23 protein-coding genes are annotated in these 24,667 nt (G+C 65.4%); 11 read left to right on the top strand and 12 right to left on the bottom strand.

The features are described 5' to 3' along the window. Positions 1-89: 89 nt before the first annotated feature. From ACNJYB_RS11100 to ACNJYB_RS11085, 4 genes are all read right to left on the bottom strand, one after another. Positions 90-1,814, bottom strand: coding sequence for an FAD-dependent oxidoreductase (locus ACNJYB_RS11100; protein ID WP_439373990.1), 1,725 nt, complete (start codon positions 1,812-1,814; stop codon positions 90-92). Between the two features lie 58 nt (positions 1,815-1,872). After that, complete coding sequence (locus tag ACNJYB_RS11095) at positions 1,873-2,892, bottom strand: S1C family serine protease (protein ID WP_439373989.1); 1,020 nt, start codon at positions 2,890-2,892, stop codon at positions 1,873-1,875. 102 nt (positions 2,893-2,994) lie between these two features. Beyond that, on the bottom strand, positions 2,995-3,444 hold the full coding sequence (locus ACNJYB_RS11090) for a hypothetical protein (RefSeq protein ID WP_439373988.1): 450 nt from the start codon (positions 3,442-3,444) through the stop codon (positions 2,995-2,997). A 197-nt stretch (positions 3,445-3,641) separates the two neighbouring features. Continuing rightward, on the bottom strand, positions 3,642-5,240 hold the full coding sequence (locus ACNJYB_RS11085) for a GMC family oxidoreductase (RefSeq protein ID WP_439373987.1): 1,599 nt from the start codon (positions 5,238-5,240) through the stop codon (positions 3,642-3,644). Positions 5,241-5,436: 196 nt separating this feature from the next. Here ACNJYB_RS11085 and ACNJYB_RS11080 point away from each other — a divergent pair, with 196 nt between their 5' ends. Further along, on the top strand, positions 5,437-6,225 hold the full coding sequence (locus ACNJYB_RS11080; protein WP_439373986.1) for a thermonuclease family protein: 789 nt from the start codon (positions 5,437-5,439) through the stop codon (positions 6,223-6,225). A gap of 214 nt (positions 6,226-6,439) precedes the next feature. Here ACNJYB_RS11080 and cyoD read toward each other — a convergent pair whose 3' ends face one another. The 4 genes from cyoD to ACNJYB_RS11060 are packed head-to-tail and all read right to left on the bottom strand — an operon-like array spanning position 6,440 to position 10,290. Then, complete coding sequence (gene cyoD / locus ACNJYB_RS11075) at positions 6,440-6,829, bottom strand: cytochrome o ubiquinol oxidase subunit IV (RefSeq protein WP_018646144.1); 390 nt, start codon at positions 6,827-6,829, stop codon at positions 6,440-6,442. After that, on the bottom strand, positions 6,826-7,467 hold the full coding sequence (locus ACNJYB_RS11070) for a cytochrome (ubi)quinol oxidase subunit III (protein ID WP_439373985.1): 642 nt from the start codon (positions 7,465-7,467) through the stop codon (positions 6,826-6,828). Before ACNJYB_RS11070 ends, cyoD begins: the two co-directional genes overlap by 4 nt. Continuing rightward, complete coding sequence (gene cyoB / locus ACNJYB_RS11065; protein ID WP_439373984.1) at positions 7,467-9,467, bottom strand: cytochrome o ubiquinol oxidase subunit I; 2,001 nt, start codon at positions 9,465-9,467, stop codon at positions 7,467-7,469. Before cyoB ends, ACNJYB_RS11070 begins: the two co-directional genes overlap by 1 nt. Beyond that, entirely contained in the window at positions 9,457-10,290 is an 834-nt protein-coding gene (locus ACNJYB_RS11060; protein WP_439373983.1) for a cytochrome ubiquinol oxidase subunit II, read from the bottom strand. Before ACNJYB_RS11060 ends, cyoB begins: the two co-directional genes overlap by 11 nt. Positions 10,291-10,539: 249 nt before the next feature. Here ACNJYB_RS11060 and ACNJYB_RS11055 point away from each other — a divergent pair, with 249 nt between their 5' ends. After that, positions 10,540-11,340 carry an SDR family NAD(P)-dependent oxidoreductase gene (locus ACNJYB_RS11055; RefSeq protein WP_439373982.1) on the top strand — a complete coding sequence of 267 codons (801 nt, stop codon included), beginning with the start codon at positions 10,540-10,542 and terminating at the stop codon, positions 11,338-11,340. A gap of 156 nt (positions 11,341-11,496) precedes the next feature. Here the strand turns inward: ACNJYB_RS11055 and ACNJYB_RS11050 are convergent, their stop codons facing one another. Beyond that, complete coding sequence (locus ACNJYB_RS11050; RefSeq protein WP_439373981.1) at positions 11,497-12,828, bottom strand: PQQ-dependent sugar dehydrogenase; 1,332 nt, start codon at positions 12,826-12,828, stop codon at positions 11,497-11,499. Positions 12,829-13,067: 239 nt separating this feature from the next. Between ACNJYB_RS11050 and ACNJYB_RS11045 the strand changes: the two genes are divergently transcribed. The 4 genes from ACNJYB_RS11045 (at position 13,068) to ACNJYB_RS11030 (ending at position 16,571) form a co-directional block, all read left to right on the top strand. After that, positions 13,068-14,258, top strand: coding sequence for a urate hydroxylase PuuD (locus ACNJYB_RS11045; RefSeq protein WP_439373980.1), 1,191 nt, complete (start codon positions 13,068-13,070; stop codon positions 14,256-14,258). A 169-nt stretch (positions 14,259-14,427) separates the two neighbouring features. Next, positions 14,428-15,243 carry a VOC family protein gene (locus ACNJYB_RS11040; RefSeq protein ID WP_439375528.1) on the top strand — a complete coding sequence of 272 codons (816 nt, stop codon included), beginning with the start codon at positions 14,428-14,430 and terminating at the stop codon, positions 15,241-15,243. Between the two features lie 22 nt (positions 15,244-15,265). Next, a complete protein-coding gene (locus ACNJYB_RS11035) occupies positions 15,266-15,403 on the top strand; it encodes a hypothetical protein (protein WP_439373979.1) in 138 nt (45 codons plus the stop codon). Positions 15,404-15,608: 205 nt separating this feature from the next. After that, positions 15,609-16,571, top strand: a complete 963-nt coding sequence (locus tag ACNJYB_RS11030) for a lytic transglycosylase domain-containing protein (RefSeq protein WP_439373978.1) — start codon at positions 15,609-15,611, stop codon at positions 16,569-16,571. A 48-nt stretch (positions 16,572-16,619) separates the two neighbouring features. Here ACNJYB_RS11030 and ACNJYB_RS11025 read toward each other — a convergent pair whose 3' ends face one another. Further along, positions 16,620-17,720 carry a DUF1236 domain-containing protein gene (locus ACNJYB_RS11025; RefSeq protein WP_439373977.1) on the bottom strand — a complete coding sequence of 367 codons (1,101 nt, stop codon included), beginning with the start codon at positions 17,718-17,720 and terminating at the stop codon, positions 16,620-16,622. Positions 17,721-17,816: 96 nt separating this feature from the next. On the opposite strand from ACNJYB_RS11025, the gene ACNJYB_RS11020 reads away from it, so the two are divergent. After that, positions 17,817-18,278, top strand: a complete 462-nt coding sequence (locus ACNJYB_RS11020; protein ID WP_439373976.1) for an NUDIX domain-containing protein — start codon at positions 17,817-17,819, stop codon at positions 18,276-18,278. A 78-nt stretch (positions 18,279-18,356) separates the two neighbouring features. On the opposite strand, the gene ACNJYB_RS11015 is transcribed toward ACNJYB_RS11020, so the two are convergent. After that, a complete protein-coding gene (locus ACNJYB_RS11015; protein WP_439373975.1) occupies positions 18,357-19,340 on the bottom strand; it encodes a Bug family tripartite tricarboxylate transporter substrate binding protein in 984 nt (327 codons plus the stop codon). A 408-nt stretch (positions 19,341-19,748) separates the two neighbouring features. Between ACNJYB_RS11015 and ACNJYB_RS11010 the strand changes: the two genes are divergently transcribed. From ACNJYB_RS11010 to ACNJYB_RS10995, 4 genes are all read left to right on the top strand, one after another. After that, the gene (locus ACNJYB_RS11010; RefSeq protein WP_439373974.1) at positions 19,749-20,354 is read left to right on the top strand and encodes a hypothetical protein; all 606 of its coding nucleotides are present in this window, start codon (positions 19,749-19,751) and stop codon (positions 20,352-20,354) included. Beyond that, positions 20,351-20,620, top strand: coding sequence for an HGGxSTG domain-containing protein (locus ACNJYB_RS11005; protein ID WP_439373973.1), 270 nt, complete (start codon positions 20,351-20,353; stop codon positions 20,618-20,620). Before ACNJYB_RS11010 ends, ACNJYB_RS11005 begins: the two co-directional genes overlap by 4 nt. Positions 20,621-20,889: 269 nt before the next feature. Further along, positions 20,890-22,404 carry a CYTH and CHAD domain-containing protein gene (locus ACNJYB_RS11000; protein WP_439373972.1) on the top strand — a complete coding sequence of 505 codons (1,515 nt, stop codon included), beginning with the start codon at positions 20,890-20,892 and terminating at the stop codon, positions 22,402-22,404. A 149-nt stretch (positions 22,405-22,553) separates the two neighbouring features. After that, positions 22,554-23,105, top strand: a complete 552-nt coding sequence (locus ACNJYB_RS10995) for a hypothetical protein (RefSeq protein WP_439373971.1) — start codon at positions 22,554-22,556, stop codon at positions 23,103-23,105. 110 nt (positions 23,106-23,215) lie between these two features. On the opposite strand, the gene ACNJYB_RS10990 is transcribed toward ACNJYB_RS10995, so the two are convergent. Next, positions 23,216-24,634, bottom strand: coding sequence for a TAXI family TRAP transporter solute-binding subunit (locus tag ACNJYB_RS10990; RefSeq protein WP_439373970.1), 1,419 nt, complete (start codon positions 24,632-24,634; stop codon positions 23,216-23,218). Positions 24,635-24,667 lie beyond the last annotated feature (33 nt).

Raw genomic sequence — 24,667 nt, 5'->3', positions numbered from 1 at the left:
CGACGAAGCAATCCAGACTGCCTCCGCGGAAGGATTCTGGATTGCTTCGCTGGCAATGACGGAGGTGGTGGATACGGCGGAGACAACTATCAGACAGACGCTTTCGCGCCACTCGACGCCATCGCCGCCCCCTCCGCCAGATGCCGTCCCGCGATATACCCGAACGTCAGCGCCGGGCCGAGCATGATGCCCGGCCCCGGACAATTGCCGTTCATGATCGAGCCCATGTCGTTGCCGCAGGCATAGAGGCCCGTGATCGGCGTGCCGTCCTCGCGCAGCACGCGGGCCTGCGCGTCGACCCTCATGCCGATCGCGGTGCCGAGGTCGGCGGGATAGATCCGCATCGCGAAGAACGGCTCGCGGACGATCGGCGCAACGCAGGGATTGGGCTTGTGAGCGGCGTCGCCGAGGTGGCGCTGATAGATGGTGCTGCCGCGGCCGAATTCGGGATCGCGCCCCTCCTTCGCACCTTCGTTATAGGCCGCAATCGTTGCCGAAAGCCTGGATGGCTTGATGCCGATCTTCCCCGCCAGTTGCGCGATGTCGGGCGCTTCGACCAGTTCACCGCCCGCCAGATACCGCCGGATCTTGCGCGTGAACGGCTTGATGCGACCAAGACCATAAGCCCAGAGGAACGCGCGGTCGCAGACGAGGTAAAATGGCCGGTCCACCTCGCCCTGGCCATCGCGCAGCATGCCGAGCACGAACTCGTGGTAGGACAGCGCCTCGTTGACGAAGCGTCGACCCGCGGCGTTGACGGCGATCACGCCGGGCTTGGCGCGGTCGGTCACCATGTGCGGGAACGCGCCGCGGCTGCCGTCGGCGCGGCGGAACAGCGAGGCCGGCACCCAATAGGCTGGACTGGTCGCGTCCGTGTTGAGCGCGGCGCCGGCCGTGACTGCAAGCCGAAGCCCATCACCGGTGGCTGCTCTATTGGCCGCCGAGACCAATCCGGCGGCCGACGGGAAAAAGCGTTTGCGCAAAACAGCGTCGTGCGAGAAGCCGCCGGTCGCCAGCACCACGCCACGTCGCGCGGCGATCAGGCGATCACGGGCGCCATGGCGGATCACTACCCCCGCGACGCGATCGCCCTGCATCGACAGATCCTCGACATCTGCGCTGAAGAGGATCTCAACCTGCCGCGCCAGCAGCGAGGCGTAAAGCCGCGCGGCGAGCGCGTTGCCGAGATGCAGGGTGGTGCCGCGCGGCGATCGCAGCCGCTGCAACGCGTATGCGGAAACCAGCCGCGCCGCGCGCAAGGTCGAACGGAGAGATTTTCCGACGTGTCGCAGATGCGGAATGTCGAGCCGGTTGACCATCATCCCGCCGAACAGCATGAACTCCGGCAGCGGCGGCCGCAGCCGTGCGAGAGCCCGGCCCAGCCGCCTGCCGTCGAAAGCCACCGGCTCGAGCACACGGCCGCCCGATGTCGCGCCCAGCCGCTCCGGATAATAGTCCGGATAGACCGTCACGGGCTGGAGCCGCACTTCGGTGTTGGCTTCGAGCCAGGCGACGGCCTCCGGCCCGCGGGCGAGAAAGGCCGCGCGCAGGCCGGCATTGGCGGGCTCGGGCACCGTGTTCGACAAATACCGGACGGCTTCGGTGATGCTGTCGGAGAGCCCCGCCTCTTTCATCTTGGGATTGGCGGGGATCCAGACCATGCCGCCGGACCAGGCGGTGGTGCCGCCGACAAAGGCGGTCTTCTCGATCACCAGTACGCGCAGACCTTCGGCGGCGGCGACCGCAGCGGCCGTCATGCCACCGGCTCCAGCGCCGATGACAATGACGTCGTAGGTCTCGTGCGCCGGCATCATGCGGCAGGTGTCCGGAGTCTAGGCATGACACCGTCATAGCTCGCCCGAAAGCTTGCAGCTAGCGCTGCGGTTTGCGCTCGATCGGGTCGATATCGAAGGCCCGCAGGCGGCCTAGCCGTAGCACGTCCATGACAAGCCGCCGGCCGATCCGGTCGCGGTCGAGCACGCGGATCAGGTCGTCGACGCCGTTGATCTCCACGCCGTCGAGCCTGATCACGACGTCGCCGGGCAACAGACCCGCCTTCGCCGCGGGGCCGTCAGGCTCGACCTGCATCAGCAGCGCGCCCATCTTGTTCTCGACGCCGGCGACAACCGCGTGGCGCCGTGGCACCGGCGCGGTCTGCCCGGCGACGCCGATATAGGCGCGGCGGACATAGCCGTGGCGAATGATCTCCGACAGCACGAATTGCGCGGTGTTGCTGGCGACCGCAAAGCAGATGCCCTGCGCACCGTTGATGATGGCCGTGTTGATGCCGATCACCTCGGCATTCGACGACACCAGCGGCCCGCCGGAATTGCCGGGGTTGAGCGCGGCATCGGTCTGGATCACGTCCTCGATGGTGCGGCCGCTGACCGAGCGGATCGAGCGGCCGAGCGCCGAGACCACGCCGGCCGTCACGGTCGATTCGAAGCCGAGCGGGTTGCCGATCGCGATCACGAGCTGGCCACGCCGCAGGCTCTTGGAGTTGCCGAGCGCGGCGTAGGGCAAGTCGCGCACGCCATTGGCGCGCAGCAGCGCAAGGTCGGTGTCGGGGTCGACGCCGAGCACCCGGGCATCGCCGACATGGCCCTCGACGTCGCGCAGCCGGATCTCCTTCGACGAGCCGACCACGTGGCTGTTGGTGAGGACGAGCCCGTCCGGCGAGATCACGATGCCCGAGCCGAGCCCGCCGCGCTCGCGGCCGTTCGGCACCTTGGGCCCGGTCTCGACGCGCACGACCGCAGGGCCGACGCGGTCGGTGACGTCGATCACGGCATTGGAATAGGCGTCCAGCAGCGCCCCGTCGTCAGCCGGGGCGGCCGCTGTCGTTCGCGATGACGGTGCGTCATCGGCGACATCTGATGTGAAATCCAGCATGGCAAGAGTCCTTGAGGCTCACACAGATGGTGGCCTGTTCCCTCCACCGCAAGGACCCGCCTGGAGCGCAAGGCTGGACTGCCCAGTGGACTGCCCAAGTGGCTAGGGCGCGCGCCGCAGCGTGCCTGCCCTTGCCTTGACCGGATCGAGCAGCGACCAGTCGCCGTCCGGAAGCACATGGCCCTTCGGGAACGGCGCGCGCAGCTCCAGCCCGAGCGAACGCAGCACGCGGTCGTCGCGGTAGTAGCATTGCAGGACGACGCGAACGAGGGTCGCGGCGGCGACTCCGCCAGCGCTGCGGAACTGCTGGGCAACGCCGTCGCGCGCGTCGGGCGCGAGGTCAGCGAGCGGCATCCCCGCGAGCCGCGCCAGATGGTCGAGCGCAGCCACGACCGGCCTTGTATCCCGGCCGAGGGTTGCGAGGATGTCGGCCTGGATGATCTCGTCATCGGCGCCAGGGACGCGATATTCCTCGCTCGGTGGAATGATCATCGCAGCGATGGCGCGCAAGTCCTGGCGCTGCCGCGGCGTGAGGGTGGGCTGATCAGTCATGGCATCCTCGCGTCGAAACGTTGCGGCTAAGGTGACGGTGGGCTCCCTCCCCCGCTTGCGGGGGAGGGCTGGGGAGAGGGTGTCTCACGGAGGGATTCCCCCAGAGGAGAGAACCCTCACCCGGCGCTTCGCGCCGACCGCTCCCGCAAGCGGGAGAGGTGCGCCGAGATCGGAGCTCGCTTGGATCCACATCATGATCAGTCGAACAAATTGGCGAGGCGCTGCTTCATCTGGTCGGCGATGTAGAGCGCGAGGGCCTGGATGGTGGAGGTCGGGTTCACGCCGCCGGAGGTGACGAAGATGCTCCCGTCGACGATGAAGAGGTTCTTCACGTCGTGCGAGCGGCCCCATTCGTTGACGACGGAGCGCTCGGGGTCGGTACCCATCCGCGCCGTGCCGAGCAGGTGCCAGCCGCCCCAGGGAATCGGCGAGTTGACGCAGATGTCGCTCGCACCCGCCGTCTCGAGAAACTCGCGGCCGCGCGCCAGCGCATGCTCCATCATCTTCCGGCTGTTCTCAGAGATCGTGTAGTCGATCTTCGGCGCGGGAATGCCGTGGCTGTCCTTCAGCACGGGATCGAGCGTGACGCGATTGTGCTCCTCCGGCAGGTCCTCGCAAATGGCGGAGAAACCCAGGCGGTGGCCGTTGAGCTTGCGGAAGACGCGATGATGATCCTCGCCCCAGGGCAGAATGCCCTTCTGCTCGCTGACGACGGCCTCGAACACCGGCCCTGCCCCGCGCACGAACTGGACGCCGTAGCCGCGCACGAAACCGCGCGACAGGTCGGTGTCATACCATTCCTTGCTCCACAGGCAGGTCGGCGGTGCGCGATTGCTGTCGGTCGGCTCGTTCACGTAGCCGTAGATCTGCGCATACGGATGGAACATCAGGTTCTTGCCGACGAGCCCCGACGAATTGGCAAGTCCGTTCGGGAAGCGCGAGGACGCCGAGTTCAGCAGCAGTCGCGGCGTACCGACGCCGTTGCAGGCGATGATGACGACATGCGCGGGCTGAAACTGCTCGACACCGTCCTTGTCGTAGTACACCACGCCCGAAGCCATGCCGTTCTCGTCGGTGGTGATCTCGCGCACGCGGCAATGGGTGCGCAGCTCGACGCCGGCGCGGATCGCGTGCGGCCAATAGGTGATGTCGGTGGAGGATTTTGCGCCTTGCGCGCAGGCCGGCGTGCAATGGCCGAGATTGATGCAGCGCGCCCGGCCCTCATAATCCATGGTCGCGACCGTGGTGTCCGACGGCCACCAGTGCCAGCCGAGCTTGTTCATGGCCTTGCCGATGATCGCGCCGGACAATCCCATCGGCTGCTGCGGCATCGGCGGATGCGTCAACGGCGACAGCGGATCGCCTGAGAGCCCCGACGTGCCCATCATGCGGTCGTTCTCCTCGAAGAACGGGGTCAGCGCGTCGTAATCGACCGGCCAGTCGTCTGCGACGCCGTCGAGCGTCTTCACCTTGAAATCGGACGGATGCAGCCGCGGCCAGTGCGCGGTGTACATCACGGTCGAACCGCCGACGGCATTGTAATTCACGACCTTGATCGGCGAATTGTCATCGTTGATCGGGTAGTCCTCGGGCCGGCCCCGGACGTTGGGGCTCGACGACCACTCGCCGTAGAACTTGGCCTCCCAGTCCCGGCCCGTGCTGGGATATTCCGCCGGGTTCATCCAGCCGCCCTGCTCGAGGCAGAGAATATGCATCCTGGTCTCGGCCAGTGACCACGCCACCGCCGCGCCCGATGCGCCGGCGCCGATGATCAGGACGTCCACGGGGTCTTTCATCGCAGCCTTTTCCTCCCCTCGCCGCTTACCGGGCGATTCGGCCTTTCGCCCGCGAGGCCGGCGAACGATAGGGGGAGAGCCTCGGCCGAGTAAAGCTGCGCGGCCGGAATGTCGCACTTCGCAGGGCGCAGACCATTGGTATCGCCACGTCCGGATGCTAGGAACAGGGCGCACGAGCCATCGATAGCGAGACCTTATGTCGTTCCGAATTTTCTTTGCCGCCGCCCGCGCTTTTACGCTCGTTTTGTTTTGCGCCTTGTCCGGCTTTGCGGGCACTTCGAGCCCCGCCTCCGCCCTGACCGCCGCTGCGACGGTCCGCGACGGCAACTCGATTCAGCTCGGCGACGTCACCTACCGGCTCGACGGTGTCGACGCGCCCGAGCTGGACCAGGTCTGCATCGACGATCACGCCGATCCCTGGACCTGCGGCATCGAGGCCCGCGACCAGCTGACGAAGCTGATCAACAAGCGCTCCGTGCGCTGCGACGATGTCGGGCCGGAAAAGAGCTTTGGCAAGCGCCACCGCGCCATCTGCACGGCCGAGGGTGACAAGGCGACCTTGAACGAGCAATTGGTCAAGCTCGGCTATGCCATCGCCCGCGAACCGATCAAGGCCAACGTCAAGCCGGCGGCGACCGAGGCGAAGACGGCCTCGACCGGGATCTGGAAAGGCTGCTTTGTTGCACCGCAAGAATTCCGCAGCGGCAAGAGAGACGGTGCGCTGCTGGGCGCCGCCTGCCGCGCCGACCGCGACAAGGAGATCCGCGCCGTGCTGTTTCCGGACGAGCTGACGATGCCGCCGAGCTGCAGCATCAAGGGCAAGCTCGCGGTGCGTGCGCACGTCACCGGCAATATCGGCATCTATCATTTGCGGGGATGCCCGAGCTATCCGGCGACCACCAAGCCAGACCGCTGGTTCTGCTCCGAGGACGACGCCCAGGCCGCAGGCTTCCGCAAGGCCTACAATTGCCGCCGGCCAAAGTGAATCATTGGCTTCACGCACGCGTGAGTGGTAGTCCGAGACCGTATTGCTCCGGAATTGAACTTCGGCGGGAGTTGCTGCACTTATCAAAGTGCGCACGCGCTTTGCGCGAGCGCTTCCTTGGCAGACGATCCTCATCGGATTGTCTTTGCTCGGGCGTTTCCTCCCTAGACTTGGGCCGCTTGTCACAACAAGCGGCTCTTCTTTTTGGGGGTCCCTACGTTCGCATCCGCATGATCTGGTCCATCGGCGGCATGTTGCCGTTCAGATGGGACATGATCCAGACCGTGCCGCCGACCACCAGGAAGACGACCAGCAGCCCGAAGGCCAGCGCCAGCACGTTGTTGGTGTTATCAGGCCCCGTGGTGATGTGCAGGAAAAACACCAGATGCACGCCCATCTGCGCGATCGCCAGAACGATCAGCGCGACCGGGATCGAAGGCTGCCAGACCAGATCGGTGCCGGCAATGAAGAACGACGTCGCCGTGAGCAACAGCGCGAGCACAAGGCCGACGACGTAACCCAGGATCCGCTCACCGACGCTATGCTGCTCTTCCTCGCCCGGCGCGAGATCGTGCCCGGTCGGAATATGGGTCTGATCGCTCATGCGGCACCCCCAAGCAGGTAGACGACGGAGAATACTCCGACCCAGATGATGTCTAGCGCGTGCCAGAACAGCGCAAAGCACATCATCCGCCGCAACACGTCGGCGCGAAAACCCTTTGCGAAGACCTGGGCCATCATGGTGAGCAGCCAGAGCACGCCGGCCGAGACGTGCAGGCCGTGGCAGCCGACCAGCGAGAAGAACGACGTCAGGAAGGCGCTGCGCGAGGGGCCATAGCCGCGCGCGACGAGATCGGCGAATTCGCGGAATTCGATGACGAGGAAGATCACGCCGAGCACGCAGGTCACGGCCATGCCGAGATAGAACCAGAACCGGTTGCGCACGTCGGCGGCGATGCTGGCCATCCCGCAGGTGAAGCTCGAGAGTAGCAGGCAGACTGTCTCGATCGCGACGTTCCGCTGCTCGAAGATTTCCGAGCCCTTCGGGCCATCCGCGGTCTGGCCGGAAAGCACGGCATAAGCCGCGAAGAAGCAGGAGAACATCACGATGTCGGAAAGCAGGAAGACCCAGAAACCGTAGGCAGTGACGATCCGCTTCGATGCGGGCCCGGGATGCTCGATGACGATGCCGATGTGATGGGGATCGGCGTGCGCATGACCGACGGCTGCTGTCATCGACATCAGACCGCTCCCGCCATGCTGACGAGGCTGCGCCGCTCCTCGAGATTGACGCGATCGATCCGGGCGACCTCCTCGGCGGGAATGACGTATTCGTCATGGTCGCGCCAGGCGAACACGACGAAGGTCGCGAACGCGCCGAGGCCGCCCAGGATCACCATCCACCAGATGTGCCAGATCAGCGCAAAGCCCATGATGGTGGCAAAGAACGCACAGACGAACCCGGTCGGCGAGTTCCGGGGCATCTCGATGTCCTGGTACTCGGGCACGTCATGCTCGAGCGATTGCTGCTGGGCGCGGGTCTTCATATCCCAATAGGCATCCTCACCGCGAACATCGGGATGGAAGGCAAAATTGAACACCGGCGGCGGCGAGGACGTCGCCCATTCCAGCGAGCGGCCGTCCCAGGGATCGCCGGTGCGATCGCGCAGCGCCTCGCGATTGCGGATGCTGACCACGAGCTGCATGATCTGGCAGATCACCCCGATGCTCAGCACGGCCATGCCGATTGCCGCGACGATCATCCAGGGCCGCCAGGCCGCGACGTCATAATGCTGCAGGCGCCGGGTCATGCCGAGCATGCCGGCGATGTAGAGCGGCATGAAGGTGATGTAGAAGCCTGTGAAGGTGAGCCAGAACGCGGCCTTGCCCCAGCGCTCGTCGAGGCGGAAACCGAACGCCTTCGGAAACCAGTATTCGAAGCCGGCGAAGGCCCCGAACAGCACGCCGCCGATGATGACGTTGTGGAAGTGCGCTACCAGGAACATGCTGTTGTGGAGCATGAAGTCCGCCGGCGGCACGGCGACCAGCACGCCCGTCAAGCCGCCGATGATGAAGGTGACCATGAAGCCAACCGACCACAGCATCGGCGTCGCGAAGCGGATTCGGCCCCCATACATCGTGAACAGCCAGTTGTAGATCTTCACGCCGGTCGGTATCGCGATGATCATGCTGGCGATGCCGAAGATGGCATTCACGTCCGGCCCGGCCCCCATCGTGAAGAAATGGTGCAGCCAGACCATGAAGGAGACGACGCAGATCGCCATGGTCGCAAGCACCATCGAGCGGTAGCCGAACAGCGCCTTGCCCGAGAAGGTCGAGACTACCTCGGAGAAGATGCCGAAGGCCGGCAGCACGAGGATGTAGACCTCCGGATGCCCCCAGGCCCAGATCAAATTCATGAACATCATGACGTTGCCGCCGGCTTCGTTGGTGAAGAAGTGGAAGCCGAGGTAACGATCGAGCAGCAGCATCGCGAGCGTCGCGGTGAGGATCGGAAACGCGGCGACGATCAGGAGGTTCGAGGCCAGCGTGGTCCAGCAGAACATCGGCATGCGCAGATAGTTCATGCCCCTTGTGCGCAGCTTCAGCACAGTCGTGACGAGGTTGATGCCGGCGACCAGCGTGCCGACGCCCGAGATCTGCAGCGACCAGGCGTAATAGTCGACGCCGACGCCGGGTGAATAGGACAGCCCGGAGAGCGGCGGAAAGGCGAGCCAGCCGGTGCGCGCGAACTCGCCGACCACCAGCGAGACATTGACCAGCAGCGCGCCGGTCGCGGTCAGCCAGAAGCCGACCGAATTGAGAGTCGGGAACGCGACGTCGCGGACGCCGAGCTGGAGCGGCACGACGAGGTTCATCAGCCCGATCACGAACGGCATCGCCACGAAGAAGATCATGATGGTGCCGTGCGCGGAAAAGATCTGGTTGTAGTGCTCCGGCGGCAGATAGCCTTGCGACTGGAAGGCGACCGCCTGCTGGATCCGCATCATGATGGCGTCGCTGCCGCCGCGCAGCAGCATCACCGAGGCCAGCAGGATGTACATGACGCCGATGCGCTTGTGATCGACGCTGGTGATCCATTCATGCCAGAGATAGGGCAGATGCCCCTTCACCACGACCCAGATCAGCACGGCGAGGATCGCAACCAGCACCACCGCGCCGGCGACGAGCGGAATGGGCTGATCGAACGGAATGGCCGACCAGTCGAGCTTACCGAGCATCGTGGCCTCCACTGTGCGGCCGGCCGGCCCCGGATGCGAGCTCCGGTCCAGGACCTGGGGGAATGTGCTGGGTCGCGATCAGGTCGAACAGGCGGGGATCTTCCAGGCGATAGGTCGGCCGGGCCCGCTCGATGCCCTGCTGCATCAATGTCTTGTAGCTGGCCTCGTTCAGCACGGCATCGCTCTTCGCCGTGGTCGCGACCCAGTCGGGAAACGCCAGCGGCGAGATCACGTTGACGTCGAACATCATGTGGGGAAAACCGTCGCCGGAGAAATGCGCCGACAGGCCCTGCAACTTGCCTTCATTGTCCGCGCGCAGGTTCAGCCGCGTCACCATCCCGTTCATGGTGTAGATCATGCTGCCGAGCTGCGGGATGAAGAACGTGTTCATCACGCTCGACGACGTCAGCTGAAAATTCAGCTCCGCGCCGGCCGGCACCGTCAGCGTGTTGACGGTCGCGATGCGCTGGTCCGGGTAGATGAACAGCCATTTCCAGTCGAGCGAGACGGCCTGGATACGCACCGGACTGCCGGTCCCCGGCACGGGCGCAGCGGGATCGAGCTGGTGCGAGCCGATCCAGGCGACACCGCCGAGCAGGATGACGGTCAGCGCAGGTATGGACCACACCACCATTTCGACGCGGCCGGAATAGACGAAGTCCGGCTGGAAGCGCGCTTTTGTATTGGATGCGCGAAACCAGAACGCAAAGGCCAGGATCGCGACGATGGTCGGGACCACGATCACGAGCATGATGAAGACGGAATCGACCAGGATGGTGCTGTTGGCCGCAGCCACGGGCCCTTGTGGGTCGAGCAGATTCATCGGCAAGCCACTGGCGATTGGGAAGCCCCAGGAGGGAGCCTAGCGCGGAAAAGGCTCCGCAACAAACGCCGCGACTTCGGAACGGTTCCTGAACCGCAAGGGCAGCCATGCCCGTTGAGCCCGCCGCAGCATGCAATTGCATGTGATGTCAATGACATGAACCCGGGAGCGGCGCCCTTCTCGCCGGTCGGGGCCATTGCTAATCTGCACGAAAACAATGAGATGGACCGATCCAGGGAGGGAGCTGAGATGCGCTTGAAGGACAAGGTTGCCATCGTCGTCGGCGCCGGCCAGAGCCCCGGCGAAGGCATGGGCAATGGCCGCGCCACCGCGCTGACCTTCGCGCGCGAAGGCGCCAGGGTGCTGTGCGTCGATCACCACCTGGACTCGGCGCAGGAAACGGTTGCGATGATAACCGCAAAAGGCGGTACCGCCGCCGCCTTCAAGGCCGACGTGACGAAGGCCGCCGACATCAAGGCGATGATTAATGACGCGCAAACGCGCTGGGGCCGGATCGACGTGCTGCACAACAATGTCGGCGTGAGTCTCTCCGGCGGCGATGCCGAATTGCTGCAGCTGACCGAGGAGGCATTCGACCGCGTCGTGGCCATCAATCTGAAGAGCTGCATCCTGGCGGCGAAAGAGGTGATCCCGATCATGCGCGCGCAAAAGAGTGGCGCCATCATCAACATCTCCTCCATGGCGGCGATCACCACCTATCCTTACGTCGCCTACAAGGCGACCAAATCGGCGATGATCGCCTTCACCGAACAGCTCGCCTACCAGAACGCCGAATACGGCATCCGCGCCAACGTCATCCTGCCCGGCCTGATGAACACACCGATGGCGGTCGATACCCGCGCCCGCGAATGGCACAAGACCCGCGCGGAGGTCGAGGCCGAACGCGACAGCAAGGTGCCGCTGCGCAGGAAGATGGGCACGGGATGGGACGTCGCGAACGCCGCGCTGTTCTTGGCGTCGGATGAGGCGAACTTCATCACGGGCGTGACGCTGCCGGTGGATGGTGGCGCGAGTGTGAGGCGAGGGTAGTTCGTTACTCTCCCTCTCCCCGCCTGCGGGGAGAGGGTTGGGGCGGGGGGAGTCTCCGCGAGGACGGTGGCAGATGGACTCGTGGAGAGTCCCCCTCACCCGCCGCGCTGCGCGCGTCGGCCTCTCCCCGCACGCGGGAGAGGCGAGCAGGCGCGCTCAGCGTGAATATGTCACTCGCCAGATCGTGCCGTTGCCATCCTCCGACACCAGCAGCGATCCATCCTTCGCAATGGCTACGCCCACCGGCCTCCCCCACACCTCCGTGTCGCTCACCACAAACCCCGTGACGAAATCCTCATACTCGCCGGTCGGCTTGCCGTCCTTGATCCGGATGCGGATCACCTTGTAGCCGGTGCGCTTCGACCTGTTCCAGGAGCCGTGCTCGGCGGCGAAAGCGTCACCCTGGTACTCGCTCGGAAACTGCGTGCCCTGGTAGAACGCCATGCCGAGCGAGGCCGAGTGCGGCTGGATCAGCACGTCGGGCACCGTCACCTTGTCCTTGAGGTCCGGGCGCGCGCCCGCGTGGCGCGGGTCTTGGTTGCCGCCGAGATAGAACCACGGCCAGCCGTAGAACGCGCCCTCCTTCACGCTGGTCACGTAATCGGGCACGAGATCGTCGCCGAGACCGTCGCGCTCGTTGGTCGAGCACCAGGGCAGACCTGTCTGCGGCTGGATCGCAAGGCCGACGCAGTTGCGGATGCCGCTGGCATAGATCTTCCGCTCCTTGCCATCAGGCGTGAAGGCCAGCACCGCGGCGCGCTCCGTTTCGCTCGCCCACGACGCGCCAAGCGGCTGCGTCTTCGACCACGCGCCCATCCCTCCCGGCGGGGTGCCCATGCCTTCGGCAACATTGCTGAGCGACCCCACCGACACCAGCATGCGCTTGCCATCCGGCGTGAAGACGATGTCGCGGGTAGAATGGCCGCCGTCATGCGGCAGGCTTGCAACGACCGTCTCGACTTTGCCGCGCGGCTTGAGATCGCCCGGCTGATAGGGAAAGCGGACGACGCTGTCGGTGTTGGCGATGTAGACCCATTGCGGATTGTCGCCGTTCGGGAAGAAGGCGATGCCAAATGGCTGTCGCAAGCCGCTGGCATAGACCTCACTAGTCGCAACCTTGCCGCCCTCTCCTGCACGAAGCACGCGGATGGTGCCAGCCCGCGTCTCCGCGACGAAGATATCGCCATTCGGCGCCACACGTATGATGCGCGGCGCACGCAGGCTTTCAGCGAACAGCTCGATCTTGAAACCCGGAGGCACTTGCGGCGAGGCATCCGGCGGCCGCGGCACCACGCGCGCGGAGCTCGCAACCGAGCGCGTGGCGCCGGGCCTGACCAGATCCTGCGGCCGGATCAACCTGACCGTACCCGGCTTGTCGGCCCGCCAATCGCCATAGGCGTCCTTGCCCTGCAATACCGGCTCAGCCCGAGCGCCAGCGGCAACCAGTATCGCCGCAGACATCGCCGCAGTCGAAGTCCTGTTTTTCACGTCGTCTTCCTCCCGGCCAGCACGTCGCACGCATCAACGCGGTTGCTCACCCCGCAATGGGTCTGCGACAGGCAAAGCGCCTGCCGCATCCCACATCAGCTCATGCCCGCACGATGTGCATCCGTCCCGGCCTATCGTACTGGAAAACACCACGGATAGGTGCAACACATTGCAAGGGAGCGGCCGCCGGTTGCGGTCATCAAAGCAGCGGCGTCCAGGTCGCACCTGGTGGGGTGATCATGTGGGGATCCATCATATCGGAATGGGCGAGCCTGCTGCTGCGCTGGCTGCACGTGGTGGCGGCGATCGCCTGGATCGGCAGTTCCTTCTATTTCATCGCCCTCGACCTCAGCCTGAAGCCGAAGGCCGACCTGCCTGACGGCGTGCAGGGCGAGGCGTGGCAGGTCCATGGCGGCGGCTTCTACCGGATCATGAAATATCTGGTGGCCCCCAGCCAGATGCCGGACGAGCTGACCTGGTTCAAATGGGAGGCCTACACCACCTGGCTGTCCGGCTTCGCGCTGATGGTGGTGGTATATTATCTCGAGGCCGATTTGTTCCTGGTCGACAAGTCGATCCTCGATCTCACGCCGTTCCAGGCCGGCCTCTTCAGCTTCTTCAGCCTCGCGCTGGCGTGGCTGCTCTATGAGGCTGCCTGTCGCACCGGGCTCGCCCAGCGCGAGCTGCCCTTCGCCATCGGCGGCTATCTGCTCCTGGTCGCACTCACCTATGCCTTCACCCATGTGCTGAGCGGCCGCGGCGCCTTCAACCAGATCGGCGCGATCATCGGCACCATCATGGTCGCCAACGTCTTCACGCTGATCATCCCGAACCAGAAGAAGATCGTGGCGGCGCTGATTGCGGGACAGGCGCCCGATCCGAAGCTCGGCAAGGCCAGCAAGGAGCGCTCGGTCCACAACAACTATTTGACGTTGCCCGTGGTCGTCCTGATGATCAGCAACCACTATCCCCTGCTTTACGCGACAAAATTCAACTGGATCATCGTCGCGATCATCCTGGCGCTGGGACCGGTGATCCGCCACTTCTTCAACGAGGGTCATGCCGGGCGCAAATCGCCATGGTGGGTGTGGGGCGTGGCCACCATCGGCGTGATCGCGATCCTCTTCCTCTCCGCCGCCGGCCCGCGCGAGGTGAAGACCGGTGCATTGTCGACGCCGGTCACGGTTGCCACTGTCGAGGAGATCGTGATGTCCCGCTGCAGCATGTGCCACGCGGCCGAGCCGGTCTGGGCCGGCATCGTCACCGCACCGAAGGGCATCCTGCTCGACGCGCCCGAGCACATCCATCGCAACATCCGCCTGATCGGCCGCGTCGCCGCATGGTCCAATGCGATGCCGCCCGGCAACATCACGGAAATGACCAGCGAGGAGCGTGCCATCCTCGCCGCCTATATCGAGCAGGCCCGCTGAGGCCGTCGCGCGCCGATGCCGCATTTCGCGGAATGAAATTCCGCTTCTCGCACCGAATTGAAAATGACTTGACCCCCCATCCGGCGTAGACAGGAACGGCGGCCGCTGACGCAGCGGTCCAAGTCGGCTTGCCCTCAAAAACGTCATCGGTATCGACCACGCCGTGGTCATGGTGAAAGACCTCGACAAGGCCGCCGAGAACTATCGGCAGCTCGGCTTCACCATCTCCCCGCGCGGCACGCACAGCGCACATATGGGCACCGGCAACTACACCATCATGTTCGACCCCGACTATATGGAGCTGCTCGGCGTGCTCGTGGCAACCGAGCACAATGCGCCGGCCCGCGCCTTCGTCGAGCGGCACGGCGAAGGCATCGAGCGCATCGCTTTCACCGCGATCGACAGCGCCGCCGGCGCGGAGGAGATCCGCGCGCGCGGACTGACGCCGATCGGCCCCACCGATTTCGAGCGACCCGTGACGCTGCCTGACGGTACGATCTCGGCAGCAAAATTCCGCACCTTCATGTGGCCGACCGCGGAGGCGCCGGGTGGCGTGCGCATCTTCGCCTGCCAGCACAAGACCCGCGAGACGGTGTGGATCCCCGAGCTGATGAAACACGCCAATGCGGCCAAGCGGATCAAGCAGACGCTGATCGCAACGCGCGAGCCGGCGACGGACGCCGCGCACCTCGCGCGTCTGATCGACCGCGAGCCGAAGGCCGAAGCCGATGGCGCGGTGACCGTGCCCTCGGGGGGCGACCGCGCCGACTTCGTCTATCTGACGCTCGACCAGCTGGCCAAGCGATATCCCGGCGTCCCGCTTGCCGGCCTCTCCGAGCGCGGCGGCGCGGCGCTGGTGCTCGTCAGTGGCGATCTCGCAGCGACCGAGAAGGCGCTGGGGTCAGCCGCGGTGCGGAGCGGGGCAGCGCTCTGCGTGCCGCCGGCCAAGGCCCACGGCACCCTGCTCGCCTTCATTGCCGGCTGAGCTTAACGCCGGGACCAGACGCATGTTCAAAGAGGTATCGCCGATCGCCTACGACGCGCCGGCAATCATGACGAAGCCGCGGGCCGCCTTCGACGAGGCCGTGCTGTCGCCCGGCGATGCTGCCGAGATCGCGATGCGGAAGGATGTCCCCAAGGCGTAAGCGCTGCAGTCTGCGCACACGACGCGTGACAGCGCTACGGTTCCCGTAGATCCGCGGGACAACCGCCCATGTTCAGCCGTGGGAACACCGTATTAACACCGGGCGCCCTTCGGAATCGCAGCTTCGCCGCAATTGCGGTTAATGAAGTCCTCGTCACCGGCGCAGACGCCGGTCGTTCCCCCACAGTTCGAGGACTCTTACCGAGATGCGATTTCTCGTCGCGGCTTGCGCTGCGTTCCTGATTCTGATGTGCGACGTCGGCTCACCACCCTCCTGGCAGCCATCAAGCTTCGACAATTCCACTCCGAAGTCCGACCGCGCCCCTTCGCTGGTTCCGCTGGTCGATCTCTTCCTCGCGAGCGTGCAGGCCATCGAGCTCGCGAATGCGCGCGCGGCTTACGAGGAGACGATCGAGCCGCCACGCGCGATCGAAACCGTCGTGCAGGCACCGGCTTCGCCGACCGACCAATTCTGCCGCGCGCTGAGGGAAGCGGCTGAGGCCAGCGGCATTCCCGTGCCGTTCTTCGCGCGCCTGCTCTGGCAGGAGAGCCGCTTTCGTTCCAACGAGGTCAGCCAGGCCGGCGCGCAGGGTGTCGCGCAGTTCATGCCGGAGACAGCCGCCGAAGTCGGGCTCGATGATCCCTTCGATGCCATGAAGGCCTTGCCGGCGTCGGCAAAGTTCCTGCGCAAGCTCCGCGACGATTTCGGCAATCTCGGTCTCGCCGCCGCCGCCTACAACGCAGGGCCCGGCCGCATCCAGAAATGGCTCGCCAGGGAAAGCGAGCTGCCGCGCGAGACACGTGACTATGTCCGCATCATCACCGGCACCAGGGCTGAGGACTGGACCGAGCGTTCGGAGGCCCTCGCAATCAGGATCGACCTGCCGCGCGAGGCCCCCTGCGAAGGCATCGGCAGCCTGTCCAAGTCGAAGGACGTCGCCTGGGTTCCGGTCAACCTGGCGCCGTCGGTCATCACCATCATGCGCAAGGCCGAGCAGCTGGCGGCGCGCCTTTCGGCCAACCGCGCGCGCAAGCGGTTCGCCTCGCTGTTGCGCAAGAGCGGTTCGGCTCACGGCAAGGCGCGCAGCATGATTGCGGCGCGTGCGGCCGGCAAGAGCGCGAAGGCGCGTGCCATCCGTGTGGCATCGCGCGATCGTTCCTCCAGCTGATGCGGATGAAGAAGCCGCTCGGTTGAGCGGCTTCAACTGCCATCGCGGCTAGTCGATCTCCTCGATCACGCGACGTTCGCGTGGCTCGACGACATAGGTCCGCGTATCGCGATGGATGTAGCGATATTCCCGCAGGTCCGGCGCATCCCGGTACACCGTGCTCGGGAATTCCTCGACGTCGACAGTGTCGGGGACGCGGTCACCGACATGAATCTCGGTGCGTGCGGTGCTGCCGGTGGTCCGCGCTTCGCTCCGTCCCTCGGTGCGGGACCTCGCATGCTTGCGGATCACTTCCCGATCGCGATCAGAGAACTTGCTGGCGCTGCGCTCGCGCGTGGTCGTGGTGGCGGTGGACTGCCCGGAATACGGAAGGACCGTCACGATCTTGTAGGTCGCAGGATCGACCACGACGATCTGATCCTTCACCAGCGCGAAGCTGTAGCCGCGGTATTGCGGCACGATCTCGACGACGTCGGGCGGCAGCGTCGATAGCTGGATGTCGCGCGGCACCACCGTGCCGACATTCAGCGAGAAATTGACGTTGGTCAGCGGCCGGACGTTCAGGTGCGAGATCGAGGCGCTGATCCTGGTTTCCTGCTGGCGGTTGAGATTGACGTCACCTTGGGCGGCGGCCTGCGAACCGGTTCCCGTCCGCTCACCCTGCGCCTGATTGGTAGCGGGCGCATTGGGCGCCTGCTGAGCCTGATTGGCTCCGGTCGCGCTGGGGGCCTGCTGCGCCTGGTTGCTGTTGTTCGGCGGCGGATTGGACCGATCCTGCGCCTGGTTCGTTGCCGGTGAATTGGCACTCTGTTGCGTCGCCGGCTGGTTCCCGGTCGTGCTCGAGTTCGCCGTCCCGCTTTGCGGCCGCGAGGAGGTGTCCGTGCTGTTGGCAGCATTGGACGTGCCGGAGCCGGCGTTGGCTCCTGACGACGGCGTGGTGGTCTGCGTGTTCTGCGCTGACGTCGGTGATTGCTGCGGTTGCGACTGCTGCGTGCTGGCCGCGCCCGACGGCGAGGTGGTGGACGGCGCTGCCGAACTCGATTGGGATTGCGGCGTCTGCTCGGACTTCGTGTTCGTGCCGGGCGATTGCGCAAAGGCGGCGCTTGCCAAGACGAGTCCCAATGCGGTTGATGCTAACAGTCGGATCATGCTTGTCTCCCTTTGGCCGGTTCAACTTTGGTTACTAACCGGCGTTGGGAAGCTCGGTTCCAGGATTTCCCGACCCTAGGCTGCAGGGAACTTGCAATGCCATCCAAGAGCGCCGGGATCATCGCCTATCGCAAGCGCCACGCTATCGAGGTTCTGCTCGTGCATCCGGGAGGGCCGTTCTGGCGCAACAAGGATCTCGGCGCATGGTCGATCCCGAAGGGCGAATACGCGGACGGAGAGGACGCAGAGATCACCGCACGGCGCGAGTTTGCCGAGGAGCTGGGACTTGCGGTGACGATGCCGCTGATCGCGCTTGGTCAGATCAGGCAGCGCGGCGGCAAGATCGTCACCGCGTTCGCGGCCGAGCTCGATATCGACGTCGGCAGCATTCGCAGCAACACGTTCGAGATCGAATGGCCACCGGGAAGCGGGAAGCGACAAATGTTTCCCGAGGTCGACCGCGCCGAATGGTTCACGGTCGAAGAGGCGAACCAGAAGATCAATGCAGGACAACGCCCGCTGCTCGACCGCCTCGCTCAGGTCGCGGGCGGCGGATAGGCGCCGCGTACATCGAGATCCCGCGCCGCTGCTGAACGATCTCGGCTATCGCAAGCAGATCCTGTGGCTCCAGCTCCCCTACTCCGCCTTGATGTTCGCGGCAGCGACGACCTCTGCAAGCTCCTTCGTCTCCTTCGCGATCTTGGCGGCATAGTCGGCCGGGCTCAGCACGCTGACGACGCCCTGCGAGCCGAGCTTGTCCGCGACCGCCGGGTCCTTCGCAGCAGTAACGATCTCCTGGTGCAGTGTTTGGAGGATCGGCGCGGGTGTCGCCCTCGGCATGAAGAAGCCGACCCAGAACGAGATGTCGAAGCCGGGATAGCCGGCCTCCGCGACGGTCGGCACGTCGGGCAGCGCCGGCAGCCGCTCGGCCGAGGACACCGCGAGCGCGCGCAGCTTGCCGGCCTTCACCAGCGGGACGGCGGAGAGCGGATCGAACACCGCCAGGACCTCCTGCGCGAGGATGCCGACCTCGGAAGCCGCGCCGCCGCGATAGGGCACGTGGATCAGCTTGATGCCGGCCTTCTGGGCGAGCAGCTCCATGGCGAGATGGGCGAGGTTGCCGTTGCCGCCCGAGCCGTAGGCGAGCGCGCCGGGGGCCGCCTTCGCCGCCGCGACGAGATCGGCGACGGTCTTGATGTCGGCGGTCTTGGGATTCTCCGGATTGACCACCAGCACCAGCGGAGCCGAGACGACGGTGGTGAGCGGCGCGAAGTCTTTTTCCGGATCGTAGCGGATGTCCTTGAACAGCGTCTTGTTCAGCGTGATGGTGGATGAGTTGCAGGCGAGCATGGTGTAGCCGTCCGCGTCCGCACGCGCGACGCCTTCGGCGGCGATCATGCCGTTGGCGCCGGCGCGGTTCTCGACCACGAAGGGCTGCCCGAGCTTGTTGCCGAGCCGGTCGCCGACGATGCGCGCGACGACGTCGACGGGGCCACCCGCGCTGAAGCCGACCATGATTTTCACCGGCCGGGACGGATATTTCTGCGCGAGCGCCTCAGTCGCCAGCGCCGCGGCGGATAGTCCGGCGATGAGCGCCAGCAGGCGGGCCATCCGTTGCATTCGTTCTCTCCCCAACCTCGCGCGCCGCTCGTGCATCTTTCTTGGTGCGGCGCCTGCAGCCATGATGAGCGGCCGCGCCGGATTCCGCAATCGTGTTTGCGCGGCCGCATTCCGCCGCGCGGCAGGCAAAGGCCGCTTGCAAACAGAACGTGCGAAAACAACCCCATGCACAGTAGCCGGCTCGCGAAAGAACGGGGACTTGCACGCTCCGCAACGACGTTTGACCCGTCGGGCAAAACAGGGGCATAATGTCACCATCGCAACCATCGTCAGCATCCCCGCCGACCCGGCCACGGATGTCACGACCTGGCTGCGCATAAACCCTTCATCGACATTCCGAAATCCGCATCCGCGCGCGACGGGCGAACGCTCGCGCGTGCGCGCCTGCATCAGCAAAGGACACGGCCCATGACGACAGCTCTCGAACGCCACATCGCCTCGCCGCTTGCGGCAAACCATCGCAGCGGCGATGCCGCGAACCCTCGGGTCAAGCTCTACAAGCGCCGCATTGCGATCAGCCACCCGGACCCGCAAGCCGGGGAGCGGTTGCTGGCCGAGGCGCTCGGTGCTGTCGACCGCGACGCGCTGCACGGAATGCTCCGGCAATTGGTCAAGGCGAGCGCGATCGGACAGAAGCCCGATGAGGCCAATCTCGCCTTCATGATCTCGACGATCAGGAGCATCGCGCCGAAGGATTCCATCGAGGCCATGCTGGTGTCCCAGATGGTCTCGGTTCATATGGCGGCGATGCGTTGCGCCTGCCGGCTCGCCTGCATCGACGACCTTCCGCAGCAGGAAAGCGTCACCCGCGCATTGACCCGGCTCTTCCGCACCTTCGCTGCCCAGGTCGAGGCGCTGAGCCGCCACCGCAACAGCGACGAACGCGCGATCACGGTGCAAAACCTGTCCGTGCAGGACGGCGGACGCGCGATCGTCGGCAACGTGACCCAGCATGGGAACATGCTCGTCGCGGAGACAGGCGCGGGCGAGGCAAGGCAAGGGGCAAACCCATGACCGGCGCCCACGCCCGCAACACGGCCCCGATGCAGTCGAGCCCTCGCTGCGGCGCGAGGACGCGCGATGGCGGCACGTGCCGCGCCCCGGCCCGGCACGGGAAGGAGCGATGTCGCATGCATGGAGGCGCGCAGCGAAGCGGCGCCCGGAAGGGAAACGAGAATGCGCTGAAGCATGGACTGTTCACGCGAGCGGCCAGAGCCGAGGCGGGACAGGTGCGACTGCTGCTCGACGAGGCGCAAAGACTGCTGGAGGAGTTGAAGTGATGTGTACCAGGCGCTGCTGCCACTCTCGCGGGCGGGCCGGCTGCGCTTCGCCGTCGCCATCAAAGCCATCGCATATGGGGGCAATTTGTCTGTGGCCATCCTTCGAGACGCCCGCCATTGGCGGCCAACGACCTTTCTCGGGGCAAGTTCCGTGAATTTTCCATGACGGGCCGACGTGAATCACCGCCAGACGCATCGCGATCCAAAATGCCTTTGCACCGGAACTTCTCGAGCTGGCACCACTTGAATGGGCAACGGAAGCATGCCCGATGAATGCCGAAACTGAACTGAAATTCCGCCTTGCGCCGCGAAAGTTGTCATCCGTCTTGCGGGCCGCAGCTTCAAACGGACGGCACGGCGACCGGTCGGAGCAGGATCTGGTGTCGACCTATTACGACACCAGCAAGCAGAAGCTCAGGCGACATGGTCTCACGCTCCGCATCCGCAAGGTTGGCGATCGCTACGTGCAGACCGTGAAGGCGGGCGGCTCCGGAACCGTGACGCGCGGCGAATGGGAACATGAGGTCGCGGGCGCAACGCCCGACTTCAAGAAGATCAAGAACACGCCTCTTGCGGACCTCGCGTCCAAGAAGCTTCCACGCAAGCTGCGACCGGTTTTTCAGACCGAGATCCATCGCACCACCGAGGCAAGGCGGGTGCGAAAGAGCCAGATCGAGCTCGCCATCGACCGTGGCCGCATCGGCGCCGGGGAGCGCTCGCGGCCGGTCGCCGAGCTCGAGCTGGAATTGAAGTCAGGACAGGTCGCCGATCTGTTCCGCCTGGCGCGCAATCTCGAACGCAGGACGGGCGCCGAGCTCGATCTGCGCTCCAAAGCGGAGCGAGGCTTTCAGCTCGTGACGGGAAACGGCGCAGGCGCGCAGCACGCCGAGCCGATCGCACTCAAATGCGAGCTCTCGCCGCGCATTGCCTTCGGCGTGATCGCGCATTCGACGCTTCGCCAGATTACGGCGAATGCCGATCCGGTGCGGGACATGGATTCGGAAGGCGTCCACCAGATGCGCGTCGGCCTACGGCGCTTGCGAGCCGCGATCTCGCTGTTCTCGGACGTCCTGCCGCGCGCCAGCACGGAACGGATCAAGGCCGAGCTCAAATGGCTCACAAGCGAGCTGGCGCCCGCGCGCGAGATCGACGTCTTCCTCAATGAAAGCATTCGGCCGATCGCCGATCAGGGCGTGCCGAAACGCGGCGCTCGCGCGATCGCCAGGAAGTTTTCCGCGGAGCGAAGGGCCGCCTTCGCGCGCGCCCGCGAGGCGGTCGAATCGCCCCGCTACCGCCGCCTGCTGATCGACCTGATCGAGTGGATCGAGACCGCCCAGTCCCACACCGACGACGAGCGGTCGATTGCTGCTTACGCCGCCGCGGTGCTGGACCGCCGGATCAGGAAGGCGCGCAAGCAGGGCAAGCATCTTGACGATCTCGACCCGAGGCAGCGTCACAAGCTGCGGATCAGGATCAAGAAGATCCGTTACGCCGTCGACTTCTTTCGGAGTCTCTACAGCGATCACGACCAGGGGCAGCTCGCTAGCCTCTCCGGCCAACTCAAAGCGATTCAATCCGCGCTGGGATCGCTCAACGACTTCATGACGCATCGCGAGCTGGCGACGGAGACGGCGCTGACAGCGCCGCCGGCCAACCGACGCGCGCAGGCTTTTGCATCGGGCTTCATCGTCGGCCGGGAGCATGAGGCGGCGCACAGGCTGATGGAGGACGCCGCCGGCGAGCTGCGCCGATTGCACCGGCTGCGCGTCGCACCGGGCGAGTGACCGTTAGAGAAGCGGAGCCGGCGAAATCAGTTCGGCTCCGCCCTTCGCCACAAAAGCGCCTCATTTTCCTCCGGGTTCGCCGTCGTATTTTGGTCCAGGATTGTTCCTTCTCTGCGGCGGGGCAGGCTTCATGAAGCTGGAGACCTGCGATGTACCGTCGTTTTACGTTTGCGTTTGCGTTTTCCTTTTCCTTTATTTGCATTGTTGCGATTTCATCGGTCGCTGCCGACGCACGCCCCGCTCGATCCCTTCGCGCGGCGTCGCCGCCCGAGTGCAACGTCGTCATGCCCTGCGACTTCTCCGGCTCGAACATGCGCACGACGGCATCGCGTGTTCGCGCGCCGCAAGAGATGACGGGACGCGTTGCCATCATGCGGGTTGCAACAGCGGACGGCGCAGGCCAGGTCGTCGGCGGCCGTCCATCCGGCTGCCCGCGCTCCTTCTGCGGTTGCGCGGCGTCGATCCGCGTGTTTGGCCACATCGTGCCGGGATTGAATCTGGCTGCGAACTGGCTGCGCTTTCCGCGGACCTCGCCTGCGCCCGGGATGGTCGCTGCGCGGCACGGGCACGTCTTCGTTCTGGAGCAGCATGTCGGCGGAGACGTGTGGATGGCGTATGACGGCAATTCAGGAGGCCGGGCCACCCGCATTCACGCGCGATCGCTGCGGGGCTATGCGGTGGTGAATCCGCGCGTCGGGTGAGCCGGCGCTACAGGCCCGGCGCGTTCACCTTGTCGCGCAGGCGATGACGGTGGTCATCCAGGAGCAGTAGCGCGCTCCAGGTGCCGCCGACGGCATGCTAGCCCGACACCTCACCCTCGCGGCGCTGTTGCGGCGCCTCGAACGGTTTCGAAACTGGCGCGCTGCAGCGCGGCTCGTCTCTCCGCGATGGCGTTGCTCAACAGCTCGAGCACCAGCCCAAATGCCGCGAGTTCTTCTTCCTCGATAGCGCCATCATCGTAGCATTCGAGCGTTTCATGGATGATGGCGTCGGCCTCGCGCTGCAGGGACAGAAGCTCCTGGTTGGACTCCGCGGTTCGCGCACTGGAAACCATGGCCAGGATTCGCTTGCGATGGCTGGTGTTTTCCTCCCTTTCGTCGCGATTCAAATAGCGACGCAACCAGGCGACGGCCGAACCGATCCCGGAGAGAAGGAGGAGCCCGAACCAGAAGTAGTCGCCGTACCGGTCGAGGAAGGTGCGTTCATTACCGTCGATCACCGCCGCCGCCCCCCGGTGTACCGGCAGCTCGCTGTCCTTCTCGACGTCCGGCTTGGTGATGTGGGCGGCACCGGGCACCTGCCTCGCGACCGCCTGACGAACGGCAAAGAGCTGCCGAAAAAACGCGGCCACCGTCGTTTCCGACAAGGTCTTTTTTGCCACGATGAGGTGACTGACGCTGACCGTCTCGACCTTGTCGTCCGGCCAGGCGGGATCCGCATTGAAGACGCTCGGCGGAATCTCCTCCGATTCATACCGAGGGTGCTTCAGGGCGATCGCTTCCGACGTCTCGATGGCGAGAAATTTCGGCTCGCCGCGCGTGCGCGCCGTGGCAGCGACGGCGTCCGAAGTGATCTTGCTGTCGAGCGGCCCGACCGCCATGAAAGCATCGAGGCTCGCATCGCGCGCCAGTTCCTCGATGTTGTCCGTGCCAAAGTGCGTTACCGCGACCTTGTCCGCCGCTACGCCGGAGCTGCTCAGGATCAGCCGCAGCAAGGCGGCGTTCGCCGCGGTCCGCCCGATGATACCGACATGGCGTCCGGCGAGATCGGCGACCTCCTTGATTTTCGGCGAGTGCTTCCTTTTCGAGTTCTTGCCCGCAGGTCCGGATGGCGCCCACAGCACAACGAAGTTCTTGCGCACGACCGCGACGGCCTGTGCCTCGGCGGGCATGTCGAGGTCGCCGCGGCCGATGGCCAGGTCGGCCTTGCCGGCGGCAAGCAGGGCAAGAGACTCTGCCGCGCCCTCGGTTTTGATCGGGGACAGCCGGACCGTTCGGCTCTCGCTGCCGAAGGCGTCGGCCATCGCCTGAACGACCTTGTCATCGTCGCTGCCCGGCGGCCCGACGGCAATCCGGAGCGTATCCGGCCGCAACGCGTAATACAGCGCACCCGTTGCGGCCCCAAAAACAAGAAACCCGACTGCGAGGGCCAGCAGCAGGGAATTGCTCCTTCTCCGCTCTCGGCGGGCCGCGTCACCGGTCGTCTGACTTGTACTCTGGGACGAAGACATTGCCGCTGCCGCAGATCAGGGCGCTTGCCGCTT

The organism is Bradyrhizobium sp. SMVTL-02, assembly GCF_051853005.1.
Classification (GTDB): domain Bacteria; phylum Pseudomonadota; class Alphaproteobacteria; order Rhizobiales; family Xanthobacteraceae; genus Bradyrhizobium.
This window is presented reverse-complemented; position numbering and strand designations above follow the sequence as displayed.

Excerpts from the sequence above, each read along its gene's own strand:
- ACNJYB_RS11100 (WP_439373990.1), bottom strand. The coding sequence starts at position 1,814 with ATGATGCCGGCGCACGAGACCTACGACGTCATTGTCATCGGCGCTGGA.
- ACNJYB_RS11095 (WP_439373989.1), bottom strand. The coding sequence starts at position 2,892 with ATGCTGGATTTCACATCAGATGTCGCCGATGACGCACCGTCATCGCGA.
- ACNJYB_RS11090 (WP_439373988.1), bottom strand. The coding sequence starts at position 3,444 with ATGACTGATCAGCCCACCCTCACGCCGCGGCAGCGCCAGGACTTGCGC.
- ACNJYB_RS11085 (WP_439373987.1), bottom strand. The coding sequence starts at position 5,240 with ATGAAAGACCCCGTGGACGTCCTGATCATCGGCGCCGGCGCATCGGGC.
- ACNJYB_RS11080 (WP_439373986.1), top strand. The coding sequence starts at position 5,437 with ATGTCGTTCCGAATTTTCTTTGCCGCCGCCCGCGCTTTTACGCTCGTT.
- cyoD (WP_018646144.1), bottom strand. The coding sequence starts at position 6,829 with ATGAGCGATCAGACCCATATTCCGACCGGGCACGATCTCGCGCCGGGC.
- ACNJYB_RS11070 (WP_439373985.1), bottom strand. The coding sequence starts at position 7,467 with ATGTCGATGACAGCAGCCGTCGGTCATGCGCACGCCGATCCCCATCAC.
- cyoB (WP_439373984.1), bottom strand. The coding sequence starts at position 9,467 with ATGCTCGGTAAGCTCGACTGGTCGGCCATTCCGTTCGATCAGCCCATT.
- ACNJYB_RS11060 (WP_439373983.1), bottom strand. The coding sequence starts at position 10,290 with ATGAATCTGCTCGACCCACAAGGGCCCGTGGCTGCGGCCAACAGCACC.
- ACNJYB_RS11055 (WP_439373982.1), top strand. The coding sequence starts at position 10,540 with ATGCGCTTGAAGGACAAGGTTGCCATCGTCGTCGGCGCCGGCCAGAGC.
- ACNJYB_RS11045 (WP_439373980.1), top strand. The coding sequence starts at position 13,068 with ATGTGGGGATCCATCATATCGGAATGGGCGAGCCTGCTGCTGCGCTGG.
- ACNJYB_RS11040 (WP_439375528.1), top strand. The coding sequence starts at position 14,428 with ATGGTGAAAGACCTCGACAAGGCCGCCGAGAACTATCGGCAGCTCGGC.
- ACNJYB_RS11035 (WP_439373979.1), top strand. The coding sequence starts at position 15,266 with ATGTTCAAAGAGGTATCGCCGATCGCCTACGACGCGCCGGCAATCATG.
- ACNJYB_RS11030 (WP_439373978.1), top strand. The coding sequence starts at position 15,609 with ATGCGATTTCTCGTCGCGGCTTGCGCTGCGTTCCTGATTCTGATGTGC.
- ACNJYB_RS11025 (WP_439373977.1), bottom strand. The coding sequence starts at position 17,720 with ATGATCCGACTGTTAGCATCAACCGCATTGGGACTCGTCTTGGCAAGC.
- ACNJYB_RS11020 (WP_439373976.1), top strand. The coding sequence starts at position 17,817 with ATGCCATCCAAGAGCGCCGGGATCATCGCCTATCGCAAGCGCCACGCT.
- ACNJYB_RS11015 (WP_439373975.1), bottom strand. The coding sequence starts at position 19,340 with ATGCAACGGATGGCCCGCCTGCTGGCGCTCATCGCCGGACTATCCGCC.
- ACNJYB_RS11010 (WP_439373974.1), top strand. The coding sequence starts at position 19,749 with ATGACGACAGCTCTCGAACGCCACATCGCCTCGCCGCTTGCGGCAAAC.
- ACNJYB_RS11005 (WP_439373973.1), top strand. The coding sequence starts at position 20,351 with ATGACCGGCGCCCACGCCCGCAACACGGCCCCGATGCAGTCGAGCCCT.
- ACNJYB_RS11000 (WP_439373972.1), top strand. The coding sequence starts at position 20,890 with ATGAATGCCGAAACTGAACTGAAATTCCGCCTTGCGCCGCGAAAGTTG.
- ACNJYB_RS10995 (WP_439373971.1), top strand. The coding sequence starts at position 22,554 with ATGTACCGTCGTTTTACGTTTGCGTTTGCGTTTTCCTTTTCCTTTATT.
- ACNJYB_RS10990 (WP_439373970.1), bottom strand. The coding sequence starts at position 24,634 with ATGTCTTCGTCCCAGAGTACAAGTCAGACGACCGGTGACGCGGCCCGC.